The sequence below is a fragment of the Collinsella intestinalis genome (genome assembly GCF_902364775.2).
In the GTDB taxonomy this organism is placed as follows: Bacteria; Actinomycetota; Coriobacteriia; order Coriobacteriales; family Coriobacteriaceae; genus Collinsella.
In genome coordinates this window covers 845,754-872,252 of record NZ_CABJEU020000001.1, presented here as the reverse complement: position 1 = coordinate 872,252, position 26,499 = coordinate 845,754, and the positions used below count along the sequence as shown (strand labels likewise).

Here is a 26,499-nt window from a genome sequence, read left to right as displayed (position 1 = left end):
CTGTTTTAAGATTTTAGTTCTTTGGCGCGTTTCAGCAGCTCATAGGCAAGGTCCTGCTTGTCCATGCAGGGGATCTCCTCAGCCCCCTCCCCTGTCACCCAAAGAACCGCATCCGTGTCTGAGCCGAAGGCGGACTCCGAACGCGACACATCGTTGGCGACGATGGCATCGCAGCCCTTGCGGGCGAGCTTGTCGACGGCGCGGCGAGAGAGGTCGTTCGTCTCGGCGGCAAAGCCGATCACGATGCGATCGCCCTTCTTGGACGACATGTCCGCGAGGATATCGCGCGTCTTGACGAGCGGAACCGACGTCAGTTCGCCATCGGCCTTGCTGAGCTTTTCGGAGGCGACGGTGGCGGGGGTATAATCCGCGACCGCAGCGGCGCAAACGAGCATGGTGGCCTCTTCGAAAGCGCGCTCGACCTCAGCATGCATCTCCGCAGCCGACTCGACGGGAACGACGTGCACACCTTGAGGCGCCCGAAGGGCCGTCGGGGCGCTCACCAAAGTGACGCTGGCCCCCATGTCCCGTGCGGCGCGCGCAAGCGCGTAACCCATCTTCCCGGAAGAGCGATTGCCGATATAGCGTACGGGGTCGATGGCCTCACGCGTACCGCCGGCGGTGACGAGCATATGCTCGCCCGCAAGGATGTCGGATCGCCCGAGCACCGCAAGCGTACGGTCCACAATCGCCTCGACTTCGGCGAGCTTGCCCTGTCCGGTGTCACCGCAGGCAAGGTAACCGGTAGCGGGATAGACGATCTCACAGCCCCTGGCAGCGAGGGTCGCGACATTCTCCTGAGTGGCGGCCGCCGTCCACATCCCCACATTCATCGCGGGGGCCACGACGATGGGGGCATCCGTCGCAAGCAGCGTCGTGCTCATCAGGTCATCGGCAAGGCCGTGGGCCATTTTGGCGATGACGTTGGCCGTGGCTGGGGCCACGAGCACGGCGTCGGGCTCTTTGGCAAGCGAGATATGGTGAATCGGGTCGGAGGGGTTGTCGAACAGGTCGATCGCAACCTCCTCGTGCGTGAGCGCTCGAAAGGTGGTGGGGCCCACGAACGCGGTCGCGTGCTCGGTCATGCACACCTTGACGCGCACGCCGGCCTTCTGGAGAAGACGGACGATCTCACACGACTTATACGCGGCGATGCATCCCGTAACGCAAACGAGAACGGTCTTTGGCATGACTACTCCTGCTCGTTGACCACGATGATGCGGTGGCAATACGGGCACTCGGCATAATCGGTCGCATGACGCAACGCATCCATAGACGCGGGCTGGAGGGCGGTGCGGCAGACCGTCGGGACGTTGCCCTGAATACGCTCGACGCACAGGCCCTTGAAGCGCTTAGAGGAGCGCTCATACAGCCCCTGAACGTCCTCGGGCAGGCGGCCGAACAGATGGCTACGACGAAGGGAGAGTTCGTCGATCTCGGTCTGAATGGCAGAGGCCTGATCACGGGCGGCACGCGTATCCTCGACGATGGCGGCTTCGAAGCGCTTGATGTAGTCGACAAGCTTGCGCTCGCGCTCCTCAGCAGCGGCCAGTGCCTCACGTGCCTCGGGACGGTCAAACTCGATGCGCTCGAGGCGCTTGGCAAGATTGGAGAGCTCCTCCTCAAGATCTCGCATCGCACGGTAGTCACTCGGATCGACGGGACGGGCCTGAGCGGCGGCGACGGCCTCATGACAGGCGCGCTCGCCCTCATCGAGGTCATCGACGGCGATCTGCGCGTCCTTGCGAACGGCGAGCAGACGCGTGGCCTCGGCGCGGAGCTTGGTGAGAGCCGCGCGCTTCTTGGCAAGCTCGTCGATGATGGGCAGCGAGCCGAGCTGCTTTCCCAGCTTTGCAAGCTCGAGGTCGGTCTCCTGCAGCTTGATCAGATCGGAACCAAGACTCATGCGAAATCTCCTTGCGTCGGCACCCACCATTGCGTGGGCAGCGGATTGACATATACGTGTTCGGCCGGGACGCCGATTGAGGCGCAGGCGTCGGCCAAAATCGAGCAGAACGGCTGCTCGGAACGATCGTGGCCCAAAGCCACGACCCCCATTCCCCTGAGAGAGAGGTCCTGGGCGCGATGATAACCCACCTCTCCGGTCACCACGACATCGGCGCCCGCGCGCACGGCGAGCTCACCGAAATCACCGAGGCTACCGCCGAGAAACGCCGGTCGAGAGACCGTCATCCCGGAATCACCCCAAACGGTCGGCACCGTCTCAAACGAATACCGCAGGCGAACGGCAAGATCGCCGAGCGTGATGGGGTCACAAGTACACAGGCTTCCCAAACCAGTCGCATCCGGGTCGCTTGGGTGCTCGAGGGAAGATCGCGCCTCCATACCGAGAAGCCCAGGAAGTGAGGCCCTCGCCTCGTGGGAGCGATCAAGGTTGGTGTGAAGCGAGATGACACTCACACCGAGCCGGGCGGCCTCGTACACGACGGCAGAACTCGAAGGGCGCTCTGCTGAGGAAGGGCAGAAGCTATCGGGAGCCGAGATGTAAACCGGGTGATGCGTCAACAGCACGTTGCAACCCAAGGAGCACGCCGCGCGCAGCGAGTCCAGGGTGGCATCCAAAGAGCACATCACCCCGCGTACTTCGGCATCGGGATCGCCCACGGAGAGACCCACATGGTCCCAGGCCTCAGCATCACCACGTGGGAAACGTGCGAGCAGGGAAGATTCAAGGTCACGGACGAGCATCGTGCACCACCTCGAAAAAGGCCTCGACAAATCGGTCGAGGGCCGCAGGGTCGACGCGATCGTCGAAGGAAATGCGCAGGGAGCCGAGCGCATCCTCACGAGGGATCCTCATAGCTCGCAGCACATGGCTGGCATCCATGCTCCCACTCGAGCAGGCGCTCGCCGCAGAAACGGCGAACCCAAGGCCGTCGAGCTTCAAGATGAGCTCCTCGGAGTCAATGCCCTCGACGTAAATGCTCACGATGCCGGGGAGGCGATCGGAATCGGCCCAATCCCCCATCGTGGCATGAACGCTGGAATTCGAGCAGAGTCGATCATACAGGTTATCGGCCAGAGGCCTGAGCTCAGAAACGTGCTCAGCCACATGCGGCAAAAGGGCGTCGACGGCAGCGGCGAGTCCGACTATGGCGCGCAGATCTTGGGTGCCGGGCCTGAGACCGCGCTCCTGCCCACCTCCGAGGCTACGTGGGCGAATCGGGGTTCGACCCTTGAGATACAAGGCACCGATGCCAACCGGCCCGCCGACCTTATGCCCGGCGATGGAGAGGGCGTCGACACCGAGATCCGCAACGTCAAAGGGCACATGCAGCCAACCTTGGACGGCGTCGGCGTGGTAGACGGCCCCATGGGCATGGGCCACGTCGGAAAGCGCTCGGACGGGCTGGATGACGCCGGTCTCGTTGTTGGCGAACATGATCGACACAAGCGCGACATCGGGACCCATGAGCGCTTCGAGCTCGGAAGGTTCGACATATCCTCGACGGTTGGGCTTGACCGTATCGACCGTGAACCCGAGAGCGCGAAGCTGCGGGAGATTGTCGAGGATCGAATCATGCTCGATCGCAGAAACGAGAACACGGTCGCGCCTGCGATCGGCCGCACGAGCCGCCTCGGCAAGACCGATGAGCGCCAAGACGTTGGCCTCGGTTCCGCCACCGCAAAAGATCACCTCAGAGGCGCGCACGCGCGAACCGAAGCTGCGAGCGACAACCCTACGACAAGATTCGAGCACCTGCGCAGCCTTACGGCCGAGGGAGTGCAGGGAGTTGGGATTTGCCCCGGCGATTTCCGAAGCATCGTAATCAAGCTGAGCGCGAATTGCCTCGGGCCTCATGGGCGTCGAGGCTGCGTAGTCGAGATTGGTATACGTGTCAGACATCTCGCCTACGCTTCCTTGGAAGCTCGACCGCGCGTACCGGCCTGGCGGATGTCCTCGACCGCCTGAGCCGGATCCTCAGCCCCGAAGACGGCCGAACCGGCCACGAGAACCGTCGCACCTGCGGCACCGAGCTCCCCGGCGTTGCCGGCGCCCACACCGCCATCGATTTCGATGAGCGGATCGACGCCGTGCTCAACGCACATGGCGCGCAGGCGGCGGAGCTTATCGAGCGTACGCGGGATGAACTTCTGTCCGCCAAAGCCAGGGTTCACGCTCATGAGCAGGACCATATCGAGCTCATCGAGGATGTCCTCGAGCACATCCACGGGAGTGGCGGGATTGAGCACCACACCGGCCTTGCAACCGCGGGACTTGATGTGGGAGACCGTGCGATGCAGATGCGTGGAGGCCTCATAGTGGACGGTGACGAGGTCGGCGCCGGCGTCGATGTACCAATCGACCGTATCGTCGGGATTGGAAACCATGAGGTGGACGTCGAGCGGAATGTCCGTGGCGCTCTTGCATGCCTTTACGATGGCCGTGCCATAGCTCAGATTCGGCACGAAGTGACCATCCATGACGTCGACATGGATCAGGTCCGCATTCGAGATGCGCGTCAGGTCGCGCGCGAGGTTCGCCATATCGGCCGAGAGGATGGAAGGGGAAATCTGGATTGAAGCTGACATGGCGTTCCTTTCGAACGGATTGATATGCGGTTATACGGAGGCTGAAGATGCGAAACGGCTACTCGTCGAGACCGTAGAACTCCTCACCCGGCATTCGGCTGGTAAGCTGGTCGAGCGCCTCCTCGAGCGTCATGCTGCCGTAGAGGAGCTGCTCAAGCGCGAAGGTAAATGGCACGTCGACGCCCTTGGAGCGCGCGAGTTCGCTGACGCTCTTTGCGGCCGCTGCTCCCTCGACGACCATCCGACGCCGCGCCTGGTACTCCTCAAGCGTCTCACCACGGGCGAACGCCTCACCGAAGGAGCGGTTACGCGAATGGCGCGAGGTGCACGTTACGATCAGGTCGCCCATGCCGGCCAGGCCCATGCAGGTCATGGCCTCTCCGCCGCATGCATGGACCAGACGGCTCATCTCAGCCAGTCCACGGGTCATGATGAGCGCAAGGGCGTTGTCGCCCATGCCCGACCCGGCGGCGATGCCGCAGATGATGGCCATGACGTTCTTCATCGCACCGCAAAGCTCAACACCAACCAGATCGGTCGAGAGGTAGATGCGGAAGTTCGGGCCGAAGGTGACGCCCTTGAAGAACTCGCCGATCTCCATGCTCTCACAAGCGATGGTCGAGGCAGAAAGTGCCCCATGGCAGATCTCCTCGGCGTGATTGGGGCCTGAAAGCGCCGCGATGCGCTCGGGATGACCGATTTCGCTGGCGATGACGTCGCTCATCAGCAGCCCGGTGCCGAGCTCGATTCCCTTTGCCAGGCAAAGCACCGGCAAACCATCCGGGATGTAGGGCGCGCAATCGCGGGCAACACCCCTCAAGAACGACGAGGGCACGGCGAAAATCACAGCATCTGCGCCGGCCAGCGCCTCCTCATGCGAGCAGGTCGCGCTTACGTTTTGGGGCAGCGTGTAGTCTGAGAGATAGCAGCTGTTGGTATGCAGCTCGTTGATCTCGTGCGCCGGGGCCGGGTCGTAGGACCACATAACAACGGTGTGCCCGTGAGAGGCCACGAGGCCGGCCATGGCCGTGCCCCACGAACCGGTACCGATCAGTGCGATGCGCATGTTACTCATCCATCTTATCGACGCGTTTAGAAAAAGAGAGTTTAGACTCCGTGCCATTCAGGAGCTTCCTGACGTTGGAGCGGTGAGCCCAAACGATCAACAGCCCGAGAAGGGACAAAATCACCTTGAAGCTCAGGCTATCGCCCGCAAAATACAAGGGAACCGTGATGGGCAAGGCCAGGACGGTGATGATCGAACCGAGCGACACGAGACGCGTGAACGCCACCACCACGATGAAAATCCCGAGATGCAGTAAGGCGAAGGGCCAGGAAAGCCCAAACAGCACGCCAACGCCCGTCGCAATACCTTTACCTCCCTTGAAGTGCAGATAGGGCGAAAAGATATGGCCACACAGGCAGACAAGCCCCGCGATCGCCAGGAGGGTGTCGCCGATGCCGGCGCCACCGTTGAGGGCGAGCACGTCAACGGGCTCGATGCGGGCCATGTTCGCGACGGCGAGACGGACGATATTGACGCCGAAAACGCCCTTGAGCACATCGCACAGAAGCGTCGGGATGGCCACTTTGGGACCGCCCGCACGCAAGGCGTTAGTGGTCCCAATGTTGCCCGAACCGACCTTTTGCAGGTCGATCTTTCCAAAAAACCGAGCGAAAATCTTGCCGAATGGAATACCGCAAACAAGGAATGTGAGAATGTACGTGAGAATCAGCGGCCACCAAGAGGCTCCGAACATCCCCGGGCCTGCAAGGGCGAGGAAGCGATCCATCCCGTCCATCCTCTACTCCTTGTCCTTGTCGCTCTTCTTGGCGCGGAAGCGCAGGCGGATCGGCGTACCCTTGAAATCGAAGGTAGCGCGCATGCGGTTCTCGATGTAACGCTTGTAGTTGTCGGTCACCAAGTCGGTGTGGTTGACGAAGAACGTGAACGCCGGGGGCTTCTCGCCTGTCTGCGTGACGTAGTGCATCTTGAGGCGGCGCTTGCCATCGGAGACGGTGTGGCCAAACTCACGCATATCAGTGAGGAGCTTGTTCAGCTGAGAAGTGGTGATATGGCTCGCACGACGCTCGGCCGCGGCATCGACCATGTCCCAGATCTTGTGGACGCTGCGGCCGGTCATGGCGGAAATGCGCAGATACTCGGCCCAGGGCGCCATGGTCAGGCGGCGATCGACCGTCTCCATGACGGCCTCGCGCTCGTAATCGTCCTTGAGAAGATCCCACTTGTTGAGGAGAACCACTAGGGCGCAGCCACGCTCGATGGCGAGATTGGCGACCTTCTGGTCCTGCTCGGTCACGCCCGTGGAGGCGTCGACAACGAGCAGCGCGACGTCCGCGCGATCGATGGCGCGGAGCCCTCGGACCATGGAGTAGTACTCGATGTTCTCATAGACCGTGCTCTTTTTACGGATGCCCGCGGTATCGACCATGCGATAGCGCTTGCCATCGCGCTCGACAACCGTGTCGATGGCGTCGCGCGTGGTGCCCGCGATATTGCTCACGATGGAGCGGTCATTGCCGATCATCTTGTTGAAGAGCGAGGACTTGCCGGCGTTCGGTCGGCCGATGATGGCGACGCGCAGCGTATCGGGCTCATCGTCCTCATCGCCCTCGTCCTCGGGCAGCAGGGAGACGACCTCATCGAGCAGGTCGCCGGTGCCGTGGCCGTGCAGGGCGGAGACGGCGACGGGGTCGCCCACGCCCAGGGAGTAGAACTCCCACAGGCTGTCGTTCTCGCGGGCGGGGTTATCGAGCTTGTTGACGAGCAGGAAAGTCGGTTTCTTGAGCTTGCGCACCATGCGGGCGACGCTCTCATCCTCCTCGGTGACACCGACAGAGCCGTCGACCACAAACAGGATGACCGCGGCTTCCTCGGCGGCAGCCAAGGCCTGGTCGCGGATGGACGTGGCGAAGACATCGTCGCTCTTCATGGGCTCGATACCACCCGTGTCCACGAGCATGAACTCGCGGCCGTTCCAGTCGGCGACATGGTAGCTGCGGTCGCGCGTGACGCCGCGGCTCTGATGAACGATGGCATCGGACGTCTGCGCGATGCGATTGACGAGCGTCGACTTGCCAACGTTGGGGCGGCCGACGATCGCGACGATAGGACGAGACATAGGTTCTCCTTGGATAGTCACAGTTGGTGAAATTCTAGCATGCCGCACGCACCCTCTGCTCCCTGTCGCGCACGGGCATAATTCCTTCAGGCGTGGTTCGCTTCGCTCACAAAAACGCCTTACGGAAATATGCCCGTGCGCGACAGGGAGCCCTGGGCTCAACGCTGATCTAACGCCGATGGTGTCCGAGGGGTGGACATATTCTCGTAGGGTGTTTTTGTGAGCGAAGCGAACCACACCCGAAGAGATTATGTCCGCCCCTCGGACACCAAGCAGTTAGGCCAACGCGTCGAGTAGATAGTTCGGTGCGGGAGTGGCGTAATGCACGATCGCACCGCGCTGCTCGAGTTCGGCTGTGACCTCATCACGGGCGAGGCCGTCGAGGGTAAGACCGTCGTAGTTGAACATCACATCCGGAATGAGCAGCTCGATGCCCGTCAAATCAGCTGGCAGCTGGCCGAGTAGATCGCAAGCGCAGATGAGGCCCGTGACGTTCACGTTACCGCCGAAGTACTTGTTCTTGATAGTGAAGACGTCGATAACGTCCGCATCGAACATGCTGCAAAACGCACCGAAGGTGCCCTGCGCCGCCTCTCCGGAAATGATGAGGACCCGACGACTCGATTCGCCAAGCCGCTCGGAAACGCGAGCGACCTCCGAACTCCTGGCAGCCCTCACGGACTCGACTTCGTCCAGGAAGCTGCGAAGCATGCCGATGCCGTCGTAAAACTGCGGAAAGCCATCATAGGTCTCTGCGGGAGGAACCGGCAGATGGGCGTCGATGTAAAACTCGTCCGCGAGCTGGAACACCGTGCAACCGCGCTCCTCACGGGCCCGCTGCTGGAACGGCTCGAGCATCTTGACTACGGCCCGCGACGCCTCGACATCATCGGAGTACGAGGTGGTGAAGCGCTTTTGATGCTTGGTAAAGCCAAGCGGGACGATGGCGAGGCTCGTGATGCCGGGATGGGCCTCGACGTACTCGAGAGTTGCGAGCAGTTCATCCCCGTCATTGATCCCGGGGCAAAGCACGATCTGCGCATGGATCTCGATACCGGCCTCGAGGAAGCGCTCGAGCACCTCGATGCCGCGCGGCGCGTTGCGCCCGATGAGCTTGCGTCGGCACTCAGGCGTGATGGCATGAAGCGACACGTTCATGGGTGAGAGCATCTTGTCGATGGCGTCTTCGACCTCAGGGTCCTTCATATTCGTAAGGGTCACGAAATTGCCCTGCAAAAAGCTCAGGCGATAATCGTCGTCCCGAATGGTGAGCGTGGATCGGCTCTCCTTGGGGAGCATGTTCATGAAGCAGAAGATGCAGGCGTTCACGCAGGTGCGCATCCCGTCGAACACGACGCCGTCGAAATCGACGCCCCATTCCTCGCCCGGGAAACGCTCGATCACAGCAGATGCGACCGTGTTGTCACGCGGGTCGAATACCTCGATCTCGGCCTCGACGTCCTCGGTCTCCCACAGCCACACAATCATATCGGTGAGCGGCTTGCCATTCACCGTGAGAACGCGCATACCGGGCTCGAGCCCTATGTCATATGCAGGCGAATCGGGGGTCACCGACAAAACGGTGGCGCCGTCTGAGGAGGGATCCTTAGATAGAGCATATGGCGCAACGGTGCCCGCATACGTGGGCACCGAGGGCATGTTCGAATCTCGTTCGGCCATCAGGACTCCAGAAGGCTCCGCATGCGGACAAGAGCGCGCTCGATATGCGAGGCGGGCGTCGAAGCACCTGCGGTCACGCCGATATGAGAGACACCGTCAAACCATGCCGGCTCAATCTCGGAGGCGTCCTCGATGTGATGCGTTTTGGGGCAGGCCGCCGTGCAAATCTCGGCAAGACGACGTGTGTTGCCGGAGTTCTTGCCGCCGACGACGATCATCGCGTCGACGCGATGGGCAAGTTCAGCCGCGCTATCCTGACGTTCCTGAGTCGCGGAGCAGATGGTGTTGATGACGCGCAAATCCATGGTCCGCTTGGAAAGTTCGGCAACAACATCGGCCAGCGCTCCGGGCGTCTGGGTAGTCTGCACGACCACGCCGACCTTACGCGAAAGATCGATGGCGTCGAGATCCCCGGGAACGGAGACCACGTGAGCGTCATCCCCTGCGTGTCCCATGATGCCCTCGACCTCGGGGTGACCACTCTCCCCTACCACGATGAGCTGATACCCCTCGCGCACGAGGCGCTCGGCGGCGTTATGGACCTTCTTGACATAGGGGCACGTTGCATCCAAGACATCGAGGCCGCGAGTGCGGGCATCCTCGACGACACTCGGCACGACGCCGTGGGCGCGAATGATAAGCGTGCCCTCCTCGACCTCGGAAACGCTCGAGGCAGTGCCCACGCCGATGCTTTCGAGATCGTTGACGACCAGCGGATTGTGAATGAGGGGGCCGAGCGTATTGACGGGCTTGCGGGCCTCGACAGCGGCCTTTTCGGCCATGCCAAGCGCGCGCTCGACGCCATAGCACACCCCGGCGTAGCGAGCGACCTCGATCTCGATGTGAGACATCTAGAACCTCCCAGGATGCTCAGCGCGCAGCGCGTCGCGAATCGCGTACATACGTCGAATGGACTCATCCTCAACCCACTGCGTGCGTTCGCGACGTTTCATACCCTCGGGAGCATCTCCGAGAAGGACGGAATCGCCCGCTCGCATCCAGCACTTCTTGGGGCGCATGAGTTTTTTCCCGGCAGGTGTGATATCGCGAAAACCGCAAACGGCCATCGGGGAAACGGGCGCCTTTCCCATCTGCGCTATAAGCGCAAAGCCTCCGTGAACCTCGACCGGCTGGTCATCGGTGCGAATACGAGTACCCTCAGGGAAAATCAGCACGTCCTCGCCGCGCTGCAAGGCATGCTGGGCTGCGCGCAGGGCCGCCATATCAGCCTCGCCGCGATCGACGGGGATGCCGCCCGCGAGGGCGAAAGCCCAGCGGACGATGCCGGTCTTGTTGAATTCCGACTTGAAAATCGGACGGACGCGGCGACCGGCCGCCCACTCACTCGTGACGATGGGCAGAACCTCGGCCATCGAAGTGTGATTGCAGATGATGACGACACCGTCGGCGCAGCGGGCGTGCACCTTCTCGGCGTCCTCGAGGCGCCAACGCCACATGACTTTGGAAAATGCCCAGAGAACAGCCATGACGATGGCATAGATCACGCGCTCATGCAGCGGGAACGCGGACATGGGACAGTTGTAATGCGAAGCCGCATCACGCGGAGTCGAGATCTCCTCGGCCATGCTACCTCCTCTCAGCGATGAGGTGCTCGATCATGGAGACGATCTCATCGATGGTGTGGCTCGTCGAGTCAATCCGCACGGCATCGTCGGCACAGGTGAGCGGAGCAGTTTCACGCTTGGAATCAAGCGCGTCACGACGCTCGATATCGGCGAGCGTCTGCTCAATCTCGGCCTCGATCACGGATGCGTCGACCTCGGAGCCTTCATGGCGCTGCATGACACGGCGACGGGCGCGTTCACGCGGATCGGCGGTCAAAAACACCTTGAGCTCCGCCTCAGGAAAGACGACGGTGCCGATATCGCGGCCCTCGGCAACAACATCGTGACCCTCGGCGAAACGGCGCTGCGGGTCGAGCATGGCGGCGCGAACACCCGGATTCGCAGCCGCAGCGGAGACGTTGCGATCAACCTCGGGGGTGCGGATCGCATCGGAGACGTCGATCCCGTCCACGAAGACGGAGACGTTGCCGTGATTCTCGGTGCCAAACGTGATGCGGATGTCGCGCGCAAGCTGAGCGGTCGCCGAAGCATCCTCTAGCGAAATGCCGCGCTGCAGCGCACTCAGCGCGACAGAGCGATACATAGCGCCGGTATCGAGCTTGGAAAAGCCGAATCGCGTGGCTACCTCACGGGCGATGGTGGACTTGCCGGAACCGGCGGGCCCGTCAATGGCGATGATCATGTAATCCTCCTATAGATCTAGCCGCGGCGCGGATTTGAGTGACGCGACCTCTTCGTCGGTGAGTTCCCTCCAAGAGCCTTCAGCCAAGTCGCCGAGTCGCAATTCGCCGAACCGGCAGCGATGCAGGGCGATGACGGGATGACCGATCTTGGAGAGCATGCGCTTGACCTGGTTCTTTCGACCTTCTCGGATGATGACCTCGACAGCCGTCGTCCCCGGATCGAGCCGGTCGAAGCCGGGGATACGAGCATCTGCCGGCTCGAGCACTCGGCACCGTGCAGGCTGGCACGGGCCGTCGTCGAGGGTGAGACCCCGCCGCAAGGGCTCCAGGTCTTTATCCAAGCAGCGGCCGTCGACGATGGCGCGATACGTCTTCCACACATGGTGAGACGGATGAAGCAGGCGCTGGCCCAAATCACCATCGGTGGTAAACAAGAGCAGGCCGGTCGTGTCCATGTCTAAGCGGCCGACCGGAAAGAGCCCGGGAAACTTTTTGCTGGGCACGAGTTCAGCGACGGTGGGGCGCCCATGCGGGTCACTCATCGTGGTGAGGAACCCAGCGGGCTTGTTGAGCATGATGTAAGCGGGACCGGAGCCGAGCACGACGGGAACGCCGTCAACCGTGACCTCATCGCATCGCGGGTCGACCTTCGTACCGAGCTCGGTTTTGACCTCGCCGTTGACGCAAACGCGCCCGGCAGTCATGAGCCCTTCAGACCCGCGCCGGCTCGCAACACCCGCGCGCGCGAGAAAACGCTGCAAGCGCATGGGAACCAGCATCGAGTCGCCCTCATGGACGAGCGGCAAGCCCTCACTGGCGCTACGCATCGCGATCCTTGTCGAACGAATCACCATCGAACGTGGCGCCGACGTCGGCGTTGCCTTCATCCGTGGAGATGAGCTCGCGCTCCTCTTCCAAATCCTCGTCCACCGCATCGAGGGTCGACTGGATGGAGCGGCCGGAAAGACGCTCGCGAATGAACTGGCGAGCCTGTTCATCAGGGGCGAACTGCTCGAGATCGGGAAGATCGCGCGTGGAGCGCAAGCCGAACTTCTCGAGGAACGCGTTGGTGGTACCGTAGAGAATGGCCTGGCCGCGCTGGGGGTCCCGGCCCATCTCGCGAATGAGGCCCTTATCCACCAAAGAGGAGATGACGCCATCGGAGTTTACGCCGCGGATGCCCTTGACCATTTCGCGTGTGACCGGCTGATGATAGGCGATGACAGCGAGCGTCTCGAGGGCGGCCTGCGATAGGCGCTGAGTGTCCCATGACAGGACAAAGGACTCGACCTGGTCATGAAACGCGGGATGCGTGAATAGGCGCCAACCCCCTGCGACCTCGCGCAGCTGAAAACCGCGATTGGCCTCCTCGTACTCGACCTTGAGATCAGCCAAAAGGGAGGCGATCTCACCGGGGGTCGAACCGAGAACGCCCGAGAGCTGACTCGCGCTCACAGGATCGCTCGAAACCAGCAGCAGCGCCTCAAGGGCGCCTTTGATGGAGCCGGCTTCAAGCTCGCTCAGATGCTCCATTAGTCCTCCTCGTCAAAAAGCGAACCGTCCTCGGGGCGGTACTCGGGTGCGCCCACGACTCGGTCGATGCGGATGGTGCCGAAGTTCTCGTCTTGCTCGAGCGTGACGGAGCCGCGCTTTGACAATTCGAGAATGGCGAGAAACGTGGCGACGATCTGCTCAGTGGTCGCATCCCCATCCAGAAGATCGCGGAACGTGAGATGGGGCCGCGAGATCGTGACGCGGTCGACAGAGGCAACCGTGAGTTCGATGGGCACGCGACTGGGGGCGACATGCTCCGCCTCAAGCAGGAACGTCTCGCGCTTGCCATCCAAATCCGCGCAGATGACGGCAAGGCCGCGCAGCGTGATACCCGCAAGGTAATCGGGCATCAAGTTCAAGAACTCGGGGTCGGGGCCGGCAACGCGCGGATGCATGCGGCTCTCGGCCTCCATACGGGCCCCCAACGCGGCAGCCGCACCCTTGAACTGCTTGTAGGCTATGAGGCGCTGGATGAGGACCTCGCGCAAGGAATCGGCATCCAATCCCGAGAATTCGTCGTCCAGATCATCGTCTTCGGCGACGCTAGACGAATCTTCGGGGACGAGCGACGCAGCCTTTATATCGAGCAAAGTCGCGGCGACGAGCAGAAAATCGCTCGCGACATCGAGGTCAAGCGCCTCGAGACGCTCGACCTCGGCGAGGTACTGCTCGGCAACCTCGGAGATGGAGATCGAGCCAATGTCGACTTTTTGCCTACTCACAAGCTGAAGCAGAAGGTCAAATGGTCCGGAATAGACCTGCGTTGACACGCGGTACGACATGCGATCCCCCTCTCACTCTGAAAAACGTATACGCACTGAGTTTAGCGCACCGACGGGCATTAAAACCCCAAAGCAAAGCTGACGAGGTTGAGATACAAGGGGTCGACCGTGATGCTGAAATACAGGCCGATCAGATCGATGCGTAGCAAGCTCGGCAACACGTACAGAACGACGATCAGAATGGGCATGGAATAGCGCTGGATCTCATAATACGTCTGCAGGGTGCGGCCCTTGAGAAACGGGACAAGCAGCGAAGAACCGTCGAGCGGCGGCAGCGGGATCAAGTTGAAGAACGCGAGCGAGAGGTTGACGCTCATGAGCGTCAACGAGAAGCGAACCAAGTGCGGAGCGACCTGCGCAGCCAGGCCGTACTGCGCCAGACCGCCTGCGAACAGCGCGGGGTCGTTGGCCAGGCCACGCAAAAGAAGCGCGCCCAGGACGGCAAGGGCGATATTGCTCAAAGGACCCGCCAGAGAGACGATCACCTCGTCGCGCTTGGGATGCTTGAGATTGCCAAGATAGATGGGTACGGGCTTGGCAAATGCAAAGACGGGGCCGCCGGCCAAGATCATGATCAGGGGCAGCAATATGGTGCCGAAGGGATCGATGTGGCGAAGCGGATTGAGCGAGATGCGGCCCTGCGATCGAGCCGTGCGATCGCCCAAAAGGTAGGCGGAGAGCGCGTGGGCGCTCTCATGCACCACAATGCCGATGATCACGGCCGCTGCGCTTGCGAGCAAGCCGAACAGGTAGTCGAAATTCACCCTACGCCTCCTAGCGGATGGTTTGAGAAATACGGCCGAGCAGGTAATCCACAAAAAAGCACACCGCCGCCACGACTGCAAAGTCGAAGCGGAACACACCGCCAAAGGGCGTGGGAATCAAACCGTAGCCCGCGATGATATCCGGAAGCGCCCGAGTGAGGTCGACGACGAAATTCACGATGCCGAGCATCGTCGCGAATCCGTTGAAGCACAGAATGACCGTGAGCGCACAGAGGACGAGCGCGAACAATCTGAAAGCGAAACCCAGAAGCGACAGGGCGACGGCAAGCGCTCTACGCGAGTCCACGGGCAGTCTCTTCCTCGATCGTGGTGGATAGCTCGAGCCACTCGTCCTCGAGAGCCGGAAGCTCCTGCTTGAGCCCGTTGTACTCCACGAGCGCGGCATTGAACTTATCCTGGTCGGCATACAATTCCTCACTGGCCATGAGAGCCATGAGCTCGTCGTAGCGGGCTCGCTTCACATCAAGCTCGGCTTCGACCTTCTTGAGGCGGTCCTTCGTGCCCTTAAGGCGGCGATTAAGCTCAGCGCGAGCGGCGGCCTCGGCACGTTTCTGCTCCTTGGTCTTCTTGCCCTCGCGAGGCGCCGAAGCCTGAGGCTCGTCGGCACGTTGCTGGACCTGTTGCCTGGGCGCATTTGCAGGCTCAGCGGCCTCAGCCGCGGCACGAGCAGCCAGGTCCTCGCGCTTGAACAGGTAATAGTCGTAATCGCCGTCGTAAACGGTCATCTTTCCGTCACGGATATCAACCACGCGGTTCGCCACAGCGCGCACCAGGTGCTCGTCGTGGGAGATGAGGACGATGGTGCCCGGGAAGCTCTTGAGGGCGTTCTCAAGCATGTCGACGGAATCGATATCGAGATGGTTGGTGGGCTCGTCGAGGCAGAGCAGCGCCTCGGGGGCGACGAGCATCTTGGCCAGCGCGAGACGGGCGCGCTCACCGCCGGAAAGAACCCCCACGCGTTTGTCGACATCCTCACCGGCGAAGAGGAAGGCACCGAGCAGGCTGCGCTGCTGCGGGACAGTCCAGGTAGGGGCAACGGAGTCGATCTCCTGCAGGACGGTATTGCCCTCTTTAAGCCCCTCGAGCTGATGCTGAGCGTAGTACGCCACGCCGACGTTGGTGCCGAGCGAGCGAGTTCCCTCAGTCGGCGCCTCCTGGCCAATGAGCATCTTGAGGAGCGTGGACTTTCCGGCGCCATTGGGTCCGACGAGCGCGACGCGGTCACCGCGATACAGCGTCAGATCGGCGTGCTCGTAAAGGGTCTTACTGCCGAAGCGCTTGGCAAAATCCTCAAGTTTGATGACCATATCGCCCGAGCGCGGAGGGTCGGGGAACTTGAAATTGACGTGCTTGTGGCCCTCAGGCAAGATCACGAGTTCGCTCTTGATCTGCTCAATGCGGCGCATGCGCTCCTGGGCTTGGGCGGCCTTGGTCGGCTTGTAACGGAACTTATCGACGAACACCTGCATATGGGCAATCTCGCGCTCCTGGGCGGCGCGCTTGGCGCGCATCTGCTCGAGGTTGTCCTCGCGCTGCTTGAGATAGGAGCTGTAATTGCCCGTGTAGGTGGTGATGCGACGGTTCTCGAGGGCCGCTACGTGATCCACGCATGCGTCCATAAAGGCACGGTCGTGGCTGACGATCAGCACGGCGCCGTCGTAGGCGGAAATGAACCCGCGCAGCCACTGGACACTTTCAAGGTCGAGGTGGTTGGTGGGCTCGTCGAGCAACAGGACGTCAGGATGGCGGAGGAACAGCTTGGCCAGCGCGATACGCATCTGCCAGCCACCGGAGAACTCGGAACACGGTTGATCGAAATCCGAGGGCTTAAAACCCAGGCCGGCAAGAATCTGACGCGCGTTGCTCTCGAGTTCGTAGCCGCCCAAGCGCTCGAAGCGGTCCTGCACATGACCATACTCGTCAAGCATGGCCTGGGGAACCTCGCCGGACTCTCCAGCCTCGGCAATCTTGAGCTGAAGTTCCTCGGAGCGCTCCCCCATCGTCTTGATTTCGATCGCAGCGTCCATAACCTCCTGGATGATGGAGGTATCACCGGCAAGTTTGGTCTCCTGCTCGAGATAGCCGACATTGGCATCCTTGGCAAACGTAACGGACCCGGCATCGGCGCTGTCGATGCCCATGATAATCTTAAGCAGCGTCGTCTTGCCGGCACCGTTAGGACCGACAAGGGCGTACCGCTCGCCGGCATTCACCTGGAGCGTGGCACCCGTGAACAGAGTCCGGGCGCCGAAGGACTTCTCGATTTTGTCGACAAGGAGAATCATGTCACCCTCACAAGGTCGCTGAGTCTCTATAGCAAAAAGGCTCCAGTTACCTGGAGCCTTTAATGTGTGATGGTGGGCGATACAAGATTCGAACTTGTGACCCCATCCGTGTGAAGGATATGCTCTACCCCTGAGCCAATCGCCCGTGCTTTTCAGCGAGAAATATACTAACACGAATTTGGATGACAGTGCAATACAATTTTTAAAATCGCGATCCGAGTGAGGCAACTCTCGCCTCTGGCGAACGTTTCCGACTCATTCAGCCGGATTACCGTGCTCTGTGTTGCATATTGCGAGCGAAAAAGGAAAAGGCCAGACACGCGGTCTGACCTACTGTTTCAATGGTGGGCCCTCCGGGATTCGAACCCAGAACCCAGGGATTATGAGTCCCCTGCGCTAACCGTTGCGCCAAGAGCCCGTTAAGAATGTTGCATCACATGCGAAAATATAAAAGGCCTCCGGTTTCCCGGAGGCCTTAAATCTCATGGTGGAGACGAGGGGGATCGAACCCCTGACCTCTTGACTGCCAGTCAAGCGCTCTCCCAGCTGAGCTACGCCCCCATGAAGAGAAAGAAAGAAGCAAGTGGTGGAGACGAGGGGGATCGAACCCCTGACCTCTTGACTGCCAGTCAAGCGCTCTCCCAGCTGAGCTACGCCCCCTTGCAACGAAGAAGTACTATACGGGAACCTCAAAGGCTGTGCAAGCATTTTTTCAGACTTTTTTGAAAAGAAGTCTGAGATTGGAGGTATTCCCAGGTAGACACTGCACAAAAACATGGGCGCACGATGCTTTGTGCACGTGCGCCCACGAAGAACAGACTCTAACGGCGCTGCGAGATCACAAGATCGGCGACCTTGGAGGCAACCTCATCGATCGCAACGTCCTCACGCTCGCCCGTAGCGCGATCCTTAAGCTCGACCGTGCCGTTCTTGAGACCGCGCTTGCCCAGCACGATCTGGTACGGGAAGCCCATAAGGTCGTTGTCAGCGAACTTCACGCCAGGACGGATGTCACGATCATCGACGATGACCTCGATGCCCGCCTCGCACAGCTCCGCAGTCAGGCGGTCACAAACCTCGGCGCACTCCGGGATCGTCGGATCGAGCGGCATGATGGAAACCTCGTACGGGGCAATCGACACAGGCCAGATGATGCCGTTCTCGTCGTGATGCTGCTCGACGGAAGCGGCGAGAGTACGCGAAACACCTACACCGTAGCAACCCATCAGGAAAGGCTTCTCCTCGCCGTTCTCATCGGCGAAGGTCGCCCCCATTGCCTCGGAGTACTTGGGGCCGAGCTGGAAGACCTGGGACACCTCGATACCGCGGGCACCGGCGAGCGGGGCGCCGCAATGCGGGCACGGGTCGCCGGCAACGACCGTGATGAGGTCCTCCCAGGCATCGGGTTCGAAATCGCGACCGGGGCAGGCGCCGGTAAAGTGGTAATCGACCTCGTTGGCACCGCAGGCCCACTGTTTGGAATCGCGCAGGGTGACATCGCAGACAAGGCGAATGCCCTCGGGCAGGTTGACCGGCCCGATAAAGCCTTTGCAAAGGCCGTACTGCTCAAGCTCCTCATCAGTCATAAGGTGGAAGCCCTCGCCAAAGAGATGCTCGGCCTTGCAGTCGTTGAGCTCGTGATCGCCGGGCACGATGGCAACGACCGGGTTGCCCTCCACGTCGATGAGGGCGAGCGCCTTGCGCGTGCCGTTCTCGGGGAACTCGAAGAACTCCGCGACCTCCTTGATGGTCGTGAGTCCGGGGGTGTGAACCTTCTGCAGGGTGCCGTCGCCGGGACCCTCGGTAACGGCGACCTGGGTGGAAGCGGCCTCGTCGTCCGCAGCGTAACCGCAAGCGTCGCAGTACACGAGCGCGGCCTCACCAGCGTCGGCGAGAGCCATGAACTCGACGGAGGTGTCGCCACCGATCTGACCGGAATCGGCCACGACGGGCAGCGCCTTGAGACCGCAGCGCTCGCAGATGTTCGCATAAGCCTGCTTCATATCGTCGTAGGTTTCCTGCAGGGACTCCTGCGTGGCGTTGAAGGAATAGCCGTCCTTCATGATGAACTCGCGGCCGCGCATGAGGCCAAAGCGGGGGCGCATCTCGTCGCGGAACTTGTCCTGAATTTGGTACAGGTTCACGGGAAGCTGCTTGTAGCTCTTGAGCTCGTTCTTGATGAGGTCGGTGACGGTCTCCTCATGGGTGGGGCCGAGAACGAACTCGCGCTCATGACGGTCGGAGATACGCATAAGCTCGGGGCCGTACACGTTGTAGCGACCGGACTCGCGCCACACCTGGGCATCGACCATGATGGGCATGAGCAGCTCCTGGCCGCCGGCGGCGTCCATCTCATCGCGGACGATATCCTCGATCTTGCGCAAAGAACGCCACGCGAGGGGCAGGTAGCTGTAAAGACCCGCAGCCTGCTTGCGGATCATACCCGCACGCAGCATGAGGCGGTGGCTGGCGAGCTCGGCCTCCGCGGGGTCCTCCTTGAGCGTGGGGGCATACAAATTGGACATCTTCATCGCTCGGGTCTTAGACACAGCGACCTCCTTATATCAATTGCGTCAAACGCTTCGATAATACCAGCTAATGCGCCGAAATCTTGTCTGGCTGTAGAGTAATCACAGCTCCGGTCCAGACATATTTCCGCAAGGCGTTTTTGTGATGCCGAAGGCGAACCACGCCTGAAGGAATTATGTCTGGACCAGAGCGGTGGGATTGATCAAAGCCTGTCGATTTCCTCCATGAGCGCATCCACGATCTGGTCCTCGGGCACCTTGCGGATAACCTCGCCATGGCGAAACACCATGCCGACACCGCGCCCACAGGCAACGCCCACGTCGGCATCGCTCGCCTCTCCGGGTCCGTTGACCACGCAACCCATGACGGCGACGGAAATAGGCTTGGAGCAACCCTTCAACCGCTCCCCTACCTCTTCCGCCAGGCCGATGAGATCCACCTGAGTACGGCCGCACGTGGGGCAGCTCACGAGCTCCGGACCGCGGCGGCGCAGACCAAGCGATTGCAGGATCCCCCAGCACACCGGGGGTTCCTCGACGGGATCGGCCGTGAGGCTCACGCGCATCGTGTCACCGATGCCCTCGGCGAGTAGCACACCGAGACCCACGGCGCTCTTGATCGTACCTTGCTGCACGGTGCCCGCCTCAGTCACGCCGAGATGCAGCGGGACATGGGGCAGCTCGCGTGAAAGCGCGCGATACGTCTCGATCGTGGTGGGCACGCTATGCGCCTTAGCAGAAAGCACGATGTCGTCGAATCCACGCTTCTCGAAATGCTCTACAAACTCGAGCGACGAGGCGACGAGCTTCTCCGGCTGCGTCAGGCCGTCACGCTCAGCGATGCGCTTGTCGAGCGAACCGGCATTGACGCCGATGCGAATGGCCGCACCCGCCTCACCAGCCGCATCGATCACGGCGTCGACGCGCTCCCAGTCACCGATGTTGCCAGGGTTGATGCGCAACTTGGCCGCGCCGGCCCGAACAGCTCCGATCGCGAGGCGGTAATCGAAATGGATGTCAGCCACGATCGGCACGGGCGACTCATGACAAATGCGCTCGAAGGGCCCCAGCGCCTCCCGTGAGGGCACGGTGACCCGAACAAGATCGCATCCGGCGTCAACCAATGCATTGACCTGGGCAAGCGTTGCATCGGCATCGACAGTGGGGGTGCAGGTCATGGATTGCACCACGACCGGAGACCCGCCACCTAAGGGCACGGAACCTACCATCACACGACGCGTGCGCTCACGAGCGAGACCTTGCATGACGCTCCCCTTTCATTGCCACCGCTAAAAGAAGCGGAGAATATCCGAGCCCAACATATAGACGAACAGCAAGCCAAACAGTCCAATACCGATCATGGAAATAACCGTCTGAACCTTGACCGGAACTTTTCGACGCGTAACGGCCTGGATCGCCTCGATCAACAGTTTGCCTCCGTCGAGAGGCGGGACGGGCAGCAGGTTCATGAAGCCAAGAGAGAACGAGATAAGCGCCGCCAAGTTGAGGAACGTGGCAGGACCGGCCGCAGCCGCCTGAGCCGACATCACGGAAATGCCGACGACGGACGTTGAGTTGTCGAGCACCTCCATCGTGTGACGCGGATTCAGAAGGCTGGCGACAGACTGCGCCGTAGTGACGATGTTGTCGATGGCGATCTGGCAAGACTGCAATGGATTGAGGCGAATCACCTGTACAGGTGCGTTGATACCCAACATCCCGTCGGGGTCGAACGGCACCTCGACATTCATGAACGAGCCGTTCTCGCGAGCCCAGGCATCGGTACCCGAATTCGCGTCAAAGGGAAGATGCTCGAACGCATCGCGCTGGTCGTTGGGACGCCACAACTTAAGCTCGACAGGATCCTTCTTCCCAGTGGCGTTCAAAGCATCAGTCATTTCAATCCAAGAGGTGACCTGCTCCCCGTTGACGGCAAGCACGCGGTCGCCCTTCTGAAGGCCGGCTTCCTGAGCGGGAGAATCAACGACGATATCACCCAGGACGTTGAGATCCATGGGCGTTGAAACACCGAGCGCGGAATAGACCGCGACCACGAGCAGAAAACCGGTCAGGATGTTGACGGCGATACCCGCGATCAGCATGAAGGCGCGCTTCCAAAATCCCTTGCCAATATACGTATGCGAACGCTCAAGCTCGAAGAATTCGGCATCGGTCATGGGAGGGATCCAGGGGTCGCCCTCTCCAGTGGCATGCTCGCGATCGAACGCGCGACCGTCATAAACCGTATTACCGGACCGATCGCGAGAGACCGCGGCAAACGCCCGCGGAAAGTCGCCGGCGTGGGATTTCGCGACATCCTCGACCTCAACCTCAACGGGGATGATGGAGCCCCAGCCATAGAGCAGCGAGCAGGCATCCTGGACGTCATCCAACGACAGACCAAGCTCCTGGGCAACCATCTCGAGCTCGACCGTACCATGACGATGGATACAAGCGAGGACCTGCGGAGCGCAGGGGACCTCGGTCGGATCCATACCGCAAATCTCAGCGTACCCGCCGAGAAGAATCGGGGTCACACCGAACTTCGTGCCGATGCGCTTGGAAACGTGGTGGATGTTGAAACGGCAGGGCATACCGAGGAAAAACTCGAGTACGCGAACGCCGCACGCCCGTGCGGCGAGAAAATGTCCGCCCTCGTGAACGAACACGAGAACCGACAGAAGCAGAAGGCCCCAAAAGATGGGGCCGAGAATTCCGAATAGAGCGTCCATATAATCCAAACTCATCAGAAACGGGACGAGATGATACCTCGCGCCTGCTCACGAGCCCATGCGTCGACATCGGACAGCTGCTCGAAGGAAACGACCTTCTGGCAGTCGTGCTCGTCCATACACGCCTCCACGATATCGGCGATGCCGGTAAACGTGCAGGCGTCATGCAAAAACGCGTCGACGGCGATCTCGTTAGCGGCGTTAAGCACGCAGGGAAGCGTACCCCCTTGCTTGGCGGCAATTTCGGCGAGCTTGAGGCAACGGAAGGATTCCATATCCGGCGCACCGAACGTAAGCTGCGCGATTTCGCGGAAATCGACACGCGGTGCGGGAGTGGACCAGCGCTCGGGATACGAAAACGCATACTGGATGGGAATGCGCATGTCGGAGGCGCCGAGATGCGCCATGACCGAGCCATCCTCGAATTCGACCATGGAATGAATTTTAGACTCACGCTGGATGAGCACCTTGATGCGATCGATATCCATGCCAAACAGATGCATGGCCTCAATGCGCTCAAGACCCTTGTTCATGAGGGTGGCGGAGTCGACGGTGATCTTCGCGCCCATGTTCCACGTGGGATGGGCCAAGGCATCATGACGAGTAACATCGGCCAGCTCATCGAGACTGCGTCCGTAGAACGGACCGCCGGAACACGTAAGCCAGATGCAATGTGCCTCACGCGGATTCTCACCGAGCAGACATTGGAAAATGGCACAGTGCTCCGAATCAACGGGAAGCATCTGACCCGGCTGAACCATGGGCATCAGCAAATCGCCACCCACGACCAGGGACTCCTTGTTGGCAAGCGCCAGTCGCTTGCCGCTCTTGAGAACGGCATGACTGACAGAAAGGCCCGCGGCGCCCACGATTGCGACGAGGACCACGTCTACATCCTCGAGCTCGACGAGTTCCTCGGCACAACGAGAGCCGGTATGCAGTTCGCACGCGGAGGGTAGCTCCGAGAGGACCGCGTCGCCACGATGCGCCTCAGACGTGACCGCTACATGTCGCACAGCAAACTCGTGTGCAAAATGAACCAGATTCTCGGTGCGCGAATGCGCGCTCAGCGCGACGACCTCAAGCTTGTCGGAGTGCTGCTTGCAGACATCGAGCGCCTGCGTGCCGATAGAACCCGTACAGCCGAGGATGGCAACACGTGTGCGCGAAGGAGTGTCGACAACGACCATTACAGGACACCCCCAAGGTGAAGCATGAGATAGGCTGTGATGACTCCGACGATCAAAGAGTCGGACCGATCGAGCATACCGCCATGCCCGGGAATGAGATTGCCCGAATCCTTGACGCCGACACCTCGTTTGATACGACTCTCGAGCAGGTCACCGAACACGCCCATGATGGATACCACCACGCCGCAGAGAATGGAGAACCAGAGGTTGATCTCATACAGGCCCGTCCACCAGATAATGATCCATACGACGACGGAACCCAGAAGTCCGCCGAAGAAACCCTCCCAGCTTTTCTTGGGGGAGATTTTGGGAACCATCTTGTGCTTACCAAAGCGACTACCGACCATGTAGGCAAAGGAATCTGAGAGCCACAGGGAAGCACAGACGCCGATGGACAGCAGAGCGCCCTCCAAGCCGGGAATGGCTTCACGAAGCAAAACGATGGCGGATAGCATGTAGCCGGTGTAGATGGCGCCGAAAGCCGTCACCGCCACATCGGCGATGCGCGTGCGGGGGTTCTTCACATACCACAGGCCCAAGAGCAACACGAGCAGGAAATTGATGACCGTGAGCCACACGGGGTCGACCAGGACGGACAGCGGGAAAAGCACCGAGGCGACGAGTCCCACGAATTCATTGGGAACCTTACCGTCCAATCGCATTATGCGATAAAACTCATAGCAGCAAAGCACCGACATAACCGAGGCAAAAACGGCAGTGGGTACGACGCCGAACAACAAAGACCCGATGAAAAGCGCCGCATACACGATGCCGGCCCCGGCTCGCACCATAAACGAATGAAGGCGACCGCCGGATTTCTCGGTCGCCGCAGCTTTAGAGGTAGCTTCCTTAGAATCCAAGATGAACTCCTTGAGACTCCCCCGGCCTTAAGCCTGGGAAAGACCGCCGAATCGGCGGTCACGGCCCTGGAACGAGGCAATGGCGCGGACAAGCCCCCATCGATCGAAATCGGGCCAATACGTATCGGTGATATAAAACTCGGAATAGGCGATCTGCCACAACAGGTAGTTCGAGACGCGCAGCTCACCCGACGTGCGGATGACGAGCTCGGGATCAGGCAAACCCGCCGTATAGAGATGATCGGCAACGAGTGCGTCGTCGATCTGTTCGACGGCAATATCGCCTGCCGAAACGGCCTCAGCGATATGCCTGACGGCACGGGTGATCTCGGCCCGCCCGCCGTAATTGACGGCGAGGGCGAGCGTCATGCCCGTATGGTCGCGCGTCTCGGCAAGACCGCACTCAAAGACGTCGCGGGTCTTCTTGGGGAGCGCAGAGATGTCCCCGAGAAACTCGACGCGTACGTTCTCGCGTTTGAGCAAAGGCAGCTCATCGACGAGCGTCTTGGCGAAGAGGTACATGAGCAGATCGACCTCGGCCCGAGGGCGATTCCAATTCTCCGTGGAAAAGGCGTAAGCGGACAAAACGTCAACGCCCATACGAACGCAAGCGGTGATGACGTCTTGCAGCGCCACGATACCGGCCTTATGGCCCTCTCCCCTACCGAGACCACGGGAGGTCGCCCATCGGCCGTTGCCGTCCATGATGCAAGAGATATGGCGCGGAATACGCGCCATATCGATATCTGTGATCGAGATGTCATCGGGATGCTCGGCGAAGAACTCGTTGAGCTTTTCGATGTCATAGTTCATGACTAGATCTCCATGACCTCGGCCTCTTTGGCCTTCAGAAGCTCCTCGACGCGAGCGACATATTCATCGGTCGCCTTCTGGACCTTCGCCTGCTCGCGACGGACGTCGTCCTCGGTGAGCTCCTCATCGCGCTCGAGCTTGTTATTAGCGTCACGACGAATGTTGCGAATGGCGATCTTGGCGTGCTCAGCGAGCTCGCGGCACTCCTTGACGAGCTCGCGACGGCGCTCCTCCGTGGGGGCCGGGAAAGGCAGGCGAACGACAATGCCGTCGGAGTTCGGGGTGATGCCGAGATCGGAGGCGGTGACCGCCTTGACGATCGCGTTGACGAGGGCCTTGTCCCAGGGCTCGATGACGAGCATGTGGGCCTCGGGGACCTTGATAGCGGCGACTTGGGTGATCGGGGTGGCCACACCGTAGTAGTCGACCGTGATATCGGACAGCACGTTGGCGTTAGCGCGGCCGGTGCGGACCTTGGCAAAGTTGTGCTTCAGGCTATCGATGGCCTTGTCCATGTTCTCGCGGATGTCGGACATGACTTACTCCTCTTCCATGACGACGGTACCGACGGGCTCGCCCGCCAGTGCGCGCTTGATGTTGTCGTCCCCATCGATGTTGAGGACGATGATCGGCATGTGGTTGTCCTGGCACAGGGCAGTCGCGGTGGCGTCCATGACCTGAAGGCCGCGAACGAGCACCTCATGATAGCTGATGCTGTCGAAGCGAACGGCATCCTCGTTCTTGACGGGGTCCATATCATACACGCCGTCGACCTTGGTGGCCTTGAGCAGACAGTCCGCGCCGATCTCGCAGGCGCGCAGAGCGGCCGCAGTATCGGTGGTGAAATAGGGGTTACCCGAACCGGCGGCGAAGATGACGACGTCGCCCTTCTCAAGGCTGCGCATCGCGCGACGGCGGATGTAGGGCTCGCAGACCTCGTTCATCTGGATACCGCTCATGACACGGCAGGGGCAGTCGATGCGCTCGATGGCGTCCTGCAGGGCGAGAGCGTTCATGACCGTGGCGAGCATGCCCATGTAGTCGGCCTGGGCGCGCTCCATCCCCTTGGCGGAACCTGCGACACCACGGAAGATGTTGCCGCCGCCGACGACGACGGCGACCTCAATGCCCTCGTCATGCAGCTGCTTGACCTGGGCGGCCATGCGCTCGACGATAGCGGGATCGATGCCGTAATCGGCGCTGCCCATCAGCGCCTCGCCGGAAATCTTGAGAAGAACGCGTTTGTACTGGTAATCGGACAAGGATGCCTCCTTAGTACGGAATTGTTCCCATTCTAGCAGGGATGAAGAACACGCGTCGCCTT

Annotated in this window: 26 protein-coding genes and 4 tRNA genes; all 30 read right to left on the bottom strand. The window is 60.9% G+C overall.

Features of this window, described 5'->3' with window-relative positions; all coding sequences use genetic code 11:
* Positions 1–5: 5 nt before the first annotated feature.
* Positions 6–1,190, bottom strand: a complete 1,185-nt coding sequence (gene coaBC, locus FY258_RS03725; protein WP_118103229.1) for a bifunctional phosphopantothenoylcysteine decarboxylase/phosphopantothenate--cysteine ligase CoaBC — start codon at positions 1,188–1,190, stop codon at positions 6–8.
* Positions 1,191–1,192: 2 nt separating this feature from the next.
* A complete protein-coding gene (locus FY258_RS03720) occupies positions 1,193–1,906 on the bottom strand; it encodes a zinc ribbon domain-containing protein (RefSeq protein ID WP_118103227.1) in 714 nt (237 codons plus the stop codon).
* On the bottom strand, positions 1,903–2,709 hold the full coding sequence (locus tag FY258_RS03715) for a Nif3-like dinuclear metal center hexameric protein (protein ID WP_118103225.1): 807 nt from the start codon (positions 2,707–2,709) through the stop codon (positions 1,903–1,905). Before FY258_RS03715 ends, FY258_RS03720 begins: the two co-directional genes overlap by 4 nt.
* On the bottom strand, positions 2,696–3,868 hold the full coding sequence (locus FY258_RS03710) for a cysteine desulfurase family protein (RefSeq protein ID WP_118103223.1): 1,173 nt from the start codon (positions 3,866–3,868) through the stop codon (positions 2,696–2,698). The genes FY258_RS03715 and FY258_RS03710 overlap by 14 nt, the downstream gene beginning before the upstream one ends.
* A 5-nt stretch (positions 3,869–3,873) precedes the next feature.
* The gene (gene rpe / locus FY258_RS03705; protein ID WP_118103221.1) at positions 3,874–4,554 is read right to left on the bottom strand and encodes a ribulose-phosphate 3-epimerase; all 681 of its coding nucleotides are present in this window, start codon (positions 4,552–4,554) and stop codon (positions 3,874–3,876) included.
* Positions 4,555–4,612: 58 nt separating this feature from the next.
* Complete coding sequence (locus FY258_RS03700; RefSeq protein WP_182279402.1) at positions 4,613–5,629, bottom strand: NAD(P)H-dependent glycerol-3-phosphate dehydrogenase; 1,017 nt, start codon at positions 5,627–5,629, stop codon at positions 4,613–4,615.
* A complete protein-coding gene (gene plsY / locus FY258_RS03695; RefSeq protein ID WP_182279401.1) occupies positions 5,622–6,356 on the bottom strand; it encodes a glycerol-3-phosphate 1-O-acyltransferase PlsY in 735 nt (244 codons plus the stop codon). Before plsY ends, FY258_RS03700 begins: the two co-directional genes overlap by 8 nt.
* A 3-nt stretch (positions 6,357–6,359) precedes the next feature.
* Positions 6,360–7,697 (bottom strand): ribosome biogenesis GTPase Der, encoded by a 1,338-nt coding sequence (gene der / locus FY258_RS03690; RefSeq protein ID WP_118103217.1) that lies wholly within the window; start codon positions 7,695–7,697, stop codon positions 6,360–6,362.
* A gap of 276 nt (positions 7,698–7,973) precedes the next feature.
* Positions 7,974–9,377 carry a DUF512 domain-containing protein gene (locus FY258_RS03685; protein ID WP_118103215.1) on the bottom strand — a complete coding sequence of 468 codons (1,404 nt, stop codon included), beginning with the start codon at positions 9,375–9,377 and terminating at the stop codon, positions 7,974–7,976.
* Positions 9,377–10,228 carry a 4-hydroxy-3-methylbut-2-enyl diphosphate reductase gene (ispH, locus tag FY258_RS03680; RefSeq protein WP_118103213.1) on the bottom strand — a complete coding sequence of 284 codons (852 nt, stop codon included), beginning with the start codon at positions 10,226–10,228 and terminating at the stop codon, positions 9,377–9,379. The genes FY258_RS03685 and ispH overlap by 1 nt, the downstream gene beginning before the upstream one ends.
* Positions 10,229–10,963: a lysophospholipid acyltransferase family protein gene (locus tag FY258_RS03675; protein WP_118103211.1), complete on the bottom strand. Its 735-nt coding sequence runs from the start codon at positions 10,961–10,963 to the stop codon at positions 10,229–10,231.
* 1 nt (position 10,964) lies between these two features.
* Positions 10,965–11,645: a (d)CMP kinase gene (cmk, locus tag FY258_RS03670; protein ID WP_118103209.1), complete on the bottom strand. Its 681-nt coding sequence runs from the start codon at positions 11,643–11,645 to the stop codon at positions 10,965–10,967.
* A 9-nt stretch (positions 11,646–11,654) separates the two neighbouring features.
* Positions 11,655–12,473, bottom strand: a complete 819-nt coding sequence (locus FY258_RS03665) for a pseudouridine synthase (protein WP_118103207.1) — start codon at positions 12,471–12,473, stop codon at positions 11,655–11,657.
* The gene (scpB, locus tag FY258_RS03660; RefSeq protein ID WP_118103205.1) at positions 12,466–13,179 is read right to left on the bottom strand and encodes an SMC-Scp complex subunit ScpB; all 714 of its coding nucleotides are present in this window, start codon (positions 13,177–13,179) and stop codon (positions 12,466–12,468) included. Before scpB ends, FY258_RS03665 begins: the two co-directional genes overlap by 8 nt.
* Positions 13,179–13,982, bottom strand: coding sequence for a segregation and condensation protein A (locus tag FY258_RS03655; protein WP_118103203.1), 804 nt, complete (start codon positions 13,980–13,982; stop codon positions 13,179–13,181). The genes scpB and FY258_RS03655 overlap by 1 nt, the downstream gene beginning before the upstream one ends.
* Positions 13,983–14,041: 59 nt before the next feature.
* A complete protein-coding gene (locus FY258_RS03650; RefSeq protein ID WP_118103201.1) occupies positions 14,042–14,746 on the bottom strand; it encodes a site-2 protease family protein in 705 nt (234 codons plus the stop codon).
* A gap of 10 nt (positions 14,747–14,756) precedes the next feature.
* Positions 14,757–15,053, bottom strand: coding sequence for a hypothetical protein (locus FY258_RS03645; protein WP_118103199.1), 297 nt, complete (start codon positions 15,051–15,053; stop codon positions 14,757–14,759).
* Positions 15,040–17,052 carry an ABC-F family ATP-binding cassette domain-containing protein gene (locus tag FY258_RS03640; protein WP_118103197.1) on the bottom strand — a complete coding sequence of 671 codons (2,013 nt, stop codon included), beginning with the start codon at positions 17,050–17,052 and terminating at the stop codon, positions 15,040–15,042. Before FY258_RS03640 ends, FY258_RS03645 begins: the two co-directional genes overlap by 14 nt.
* Before the next feature lie 70 nt (positions 17,053–17,122).
* Positions 17,123–17,197 (bottom strand) — tRNA-Val (locus FY258_RS03635).
* A gap of 197 nt (positions 17,198–17,394) precedes the next feature.
* Positions 17,395–17,470 (bottom strand) — tRNA-Ile (locus FY258_RS03630).
* Between the two features lie 67 nt (positions 17,471–17,537).
* Positions 17,538–17,613, bottom strand: a tRNA-Ala gene (locus FY258_RS03625).
* Positions 17,614–17,636: 23 nt separating this feature from the next.
* A tRNA-Ala gene (locus FY258_RS03620) sits at positions 17,637–17,712 on the bottom strand.
* 161 nt (positions 17,713–17,873) lie between these two features.
* Entirely contained in the window at positions 17,874–19,583 is a 1,710-nt protein-coding gene (locus FY258_RS03615) for a proline--tRNA ligase (RefSeq protein ID WP_118103195.1), read from the bottom strand.
* A gap of 200 nt (positions 19,584–19,783) precedes the next feature.
* Complete coding sequence (ispG, locus tag FY258_RS03610; protein ID WP_118103193.1) at positions 19,784–20,845, bottom strand: flavodoxin-dependent (E)-4-hydroxy-3-methylbut-2-enyl-diphosphate synthase; 1,062 nt, start codon at positions 20,843–20,845, stop codon at positions 19,784–19,786.
* A gap of 24 nt (positions 20,846–20,869) precedes the next feature.
* On the bottom strand, positions 20,870–22,312 hold the full coding sequence (locus FY258_RS03605; protein ID WP_259324430.1) for a M50 family metallopeptidase: 1,443 nt from the start codon (positions 22,310–22,312) through the stop codon (positions 20,870–20,872).
* A gap of 14 nt (positions 22,313–22,326) precedes the next feature.
* The gene (dxr, locus tag FY258_RS03600) at positions 22,327–23,502 is read right to left on the bottom strand and encodes a 1-deoxy-D-xylulose-5-phosphate reductoisomerase (RefSeq protein WP_118103189.1); all 1,176 of its coding nucleotides are present in this window, start codon (positions 23,500–23,502) and stop codon (positions 22,327–22,329) included.
* Complete coding sequence (locus FY258_RS03595; RefSeq protein ID WP_259324429.1) at positions 23,502–24,362, bottom strand: phosphatidate cytidylyltransferase; 861 nt, start codon at positions 24,360–24,362, stop codon at positions 23,502–23,504. The genes dxr and FY258_RS03595 overlap by 1 nt, the downstream gene beginning before the upstream one ends.
* A 27-nt stretch (positions 24,363–24,389) precedes the next feature.
* A complete protein-coding gene (gene uppS / locus FY258_RS03590; protein ID WP_118103187.1) occupies positions 24,390–25,175 on the bottom strand; it encodes an undecaprenyl pyrophosphate synthase in 786 nt (261 codons plus the stop codon).
* A gap of 2 nt (positions 25,176–25,177) precedes the next feature.
* Entirely contained in the window at positions 25,178–25,711 is a 534-nt protein-coding gene (gene frr / locus FY258_RS03585; RefSeq protein ID WP_118103185.1) for a ribosome recycling factor, read from the bottom strand.
* Between the two features lie 3 nt (positions 25,712–25,714).
* Positions 25,715–26,437, bottom strand: coding sequence for a UMP kinase (pyrH, locus tag FY258_RS03580; RefSeq protein ID WP_006722701.1), 723 nt, complete (start codon positions 26,435–26,437; stop codon positions 25,715–25,717).
* Positions 26,438–26,499 lie beyond the last annotated feature (62 nt).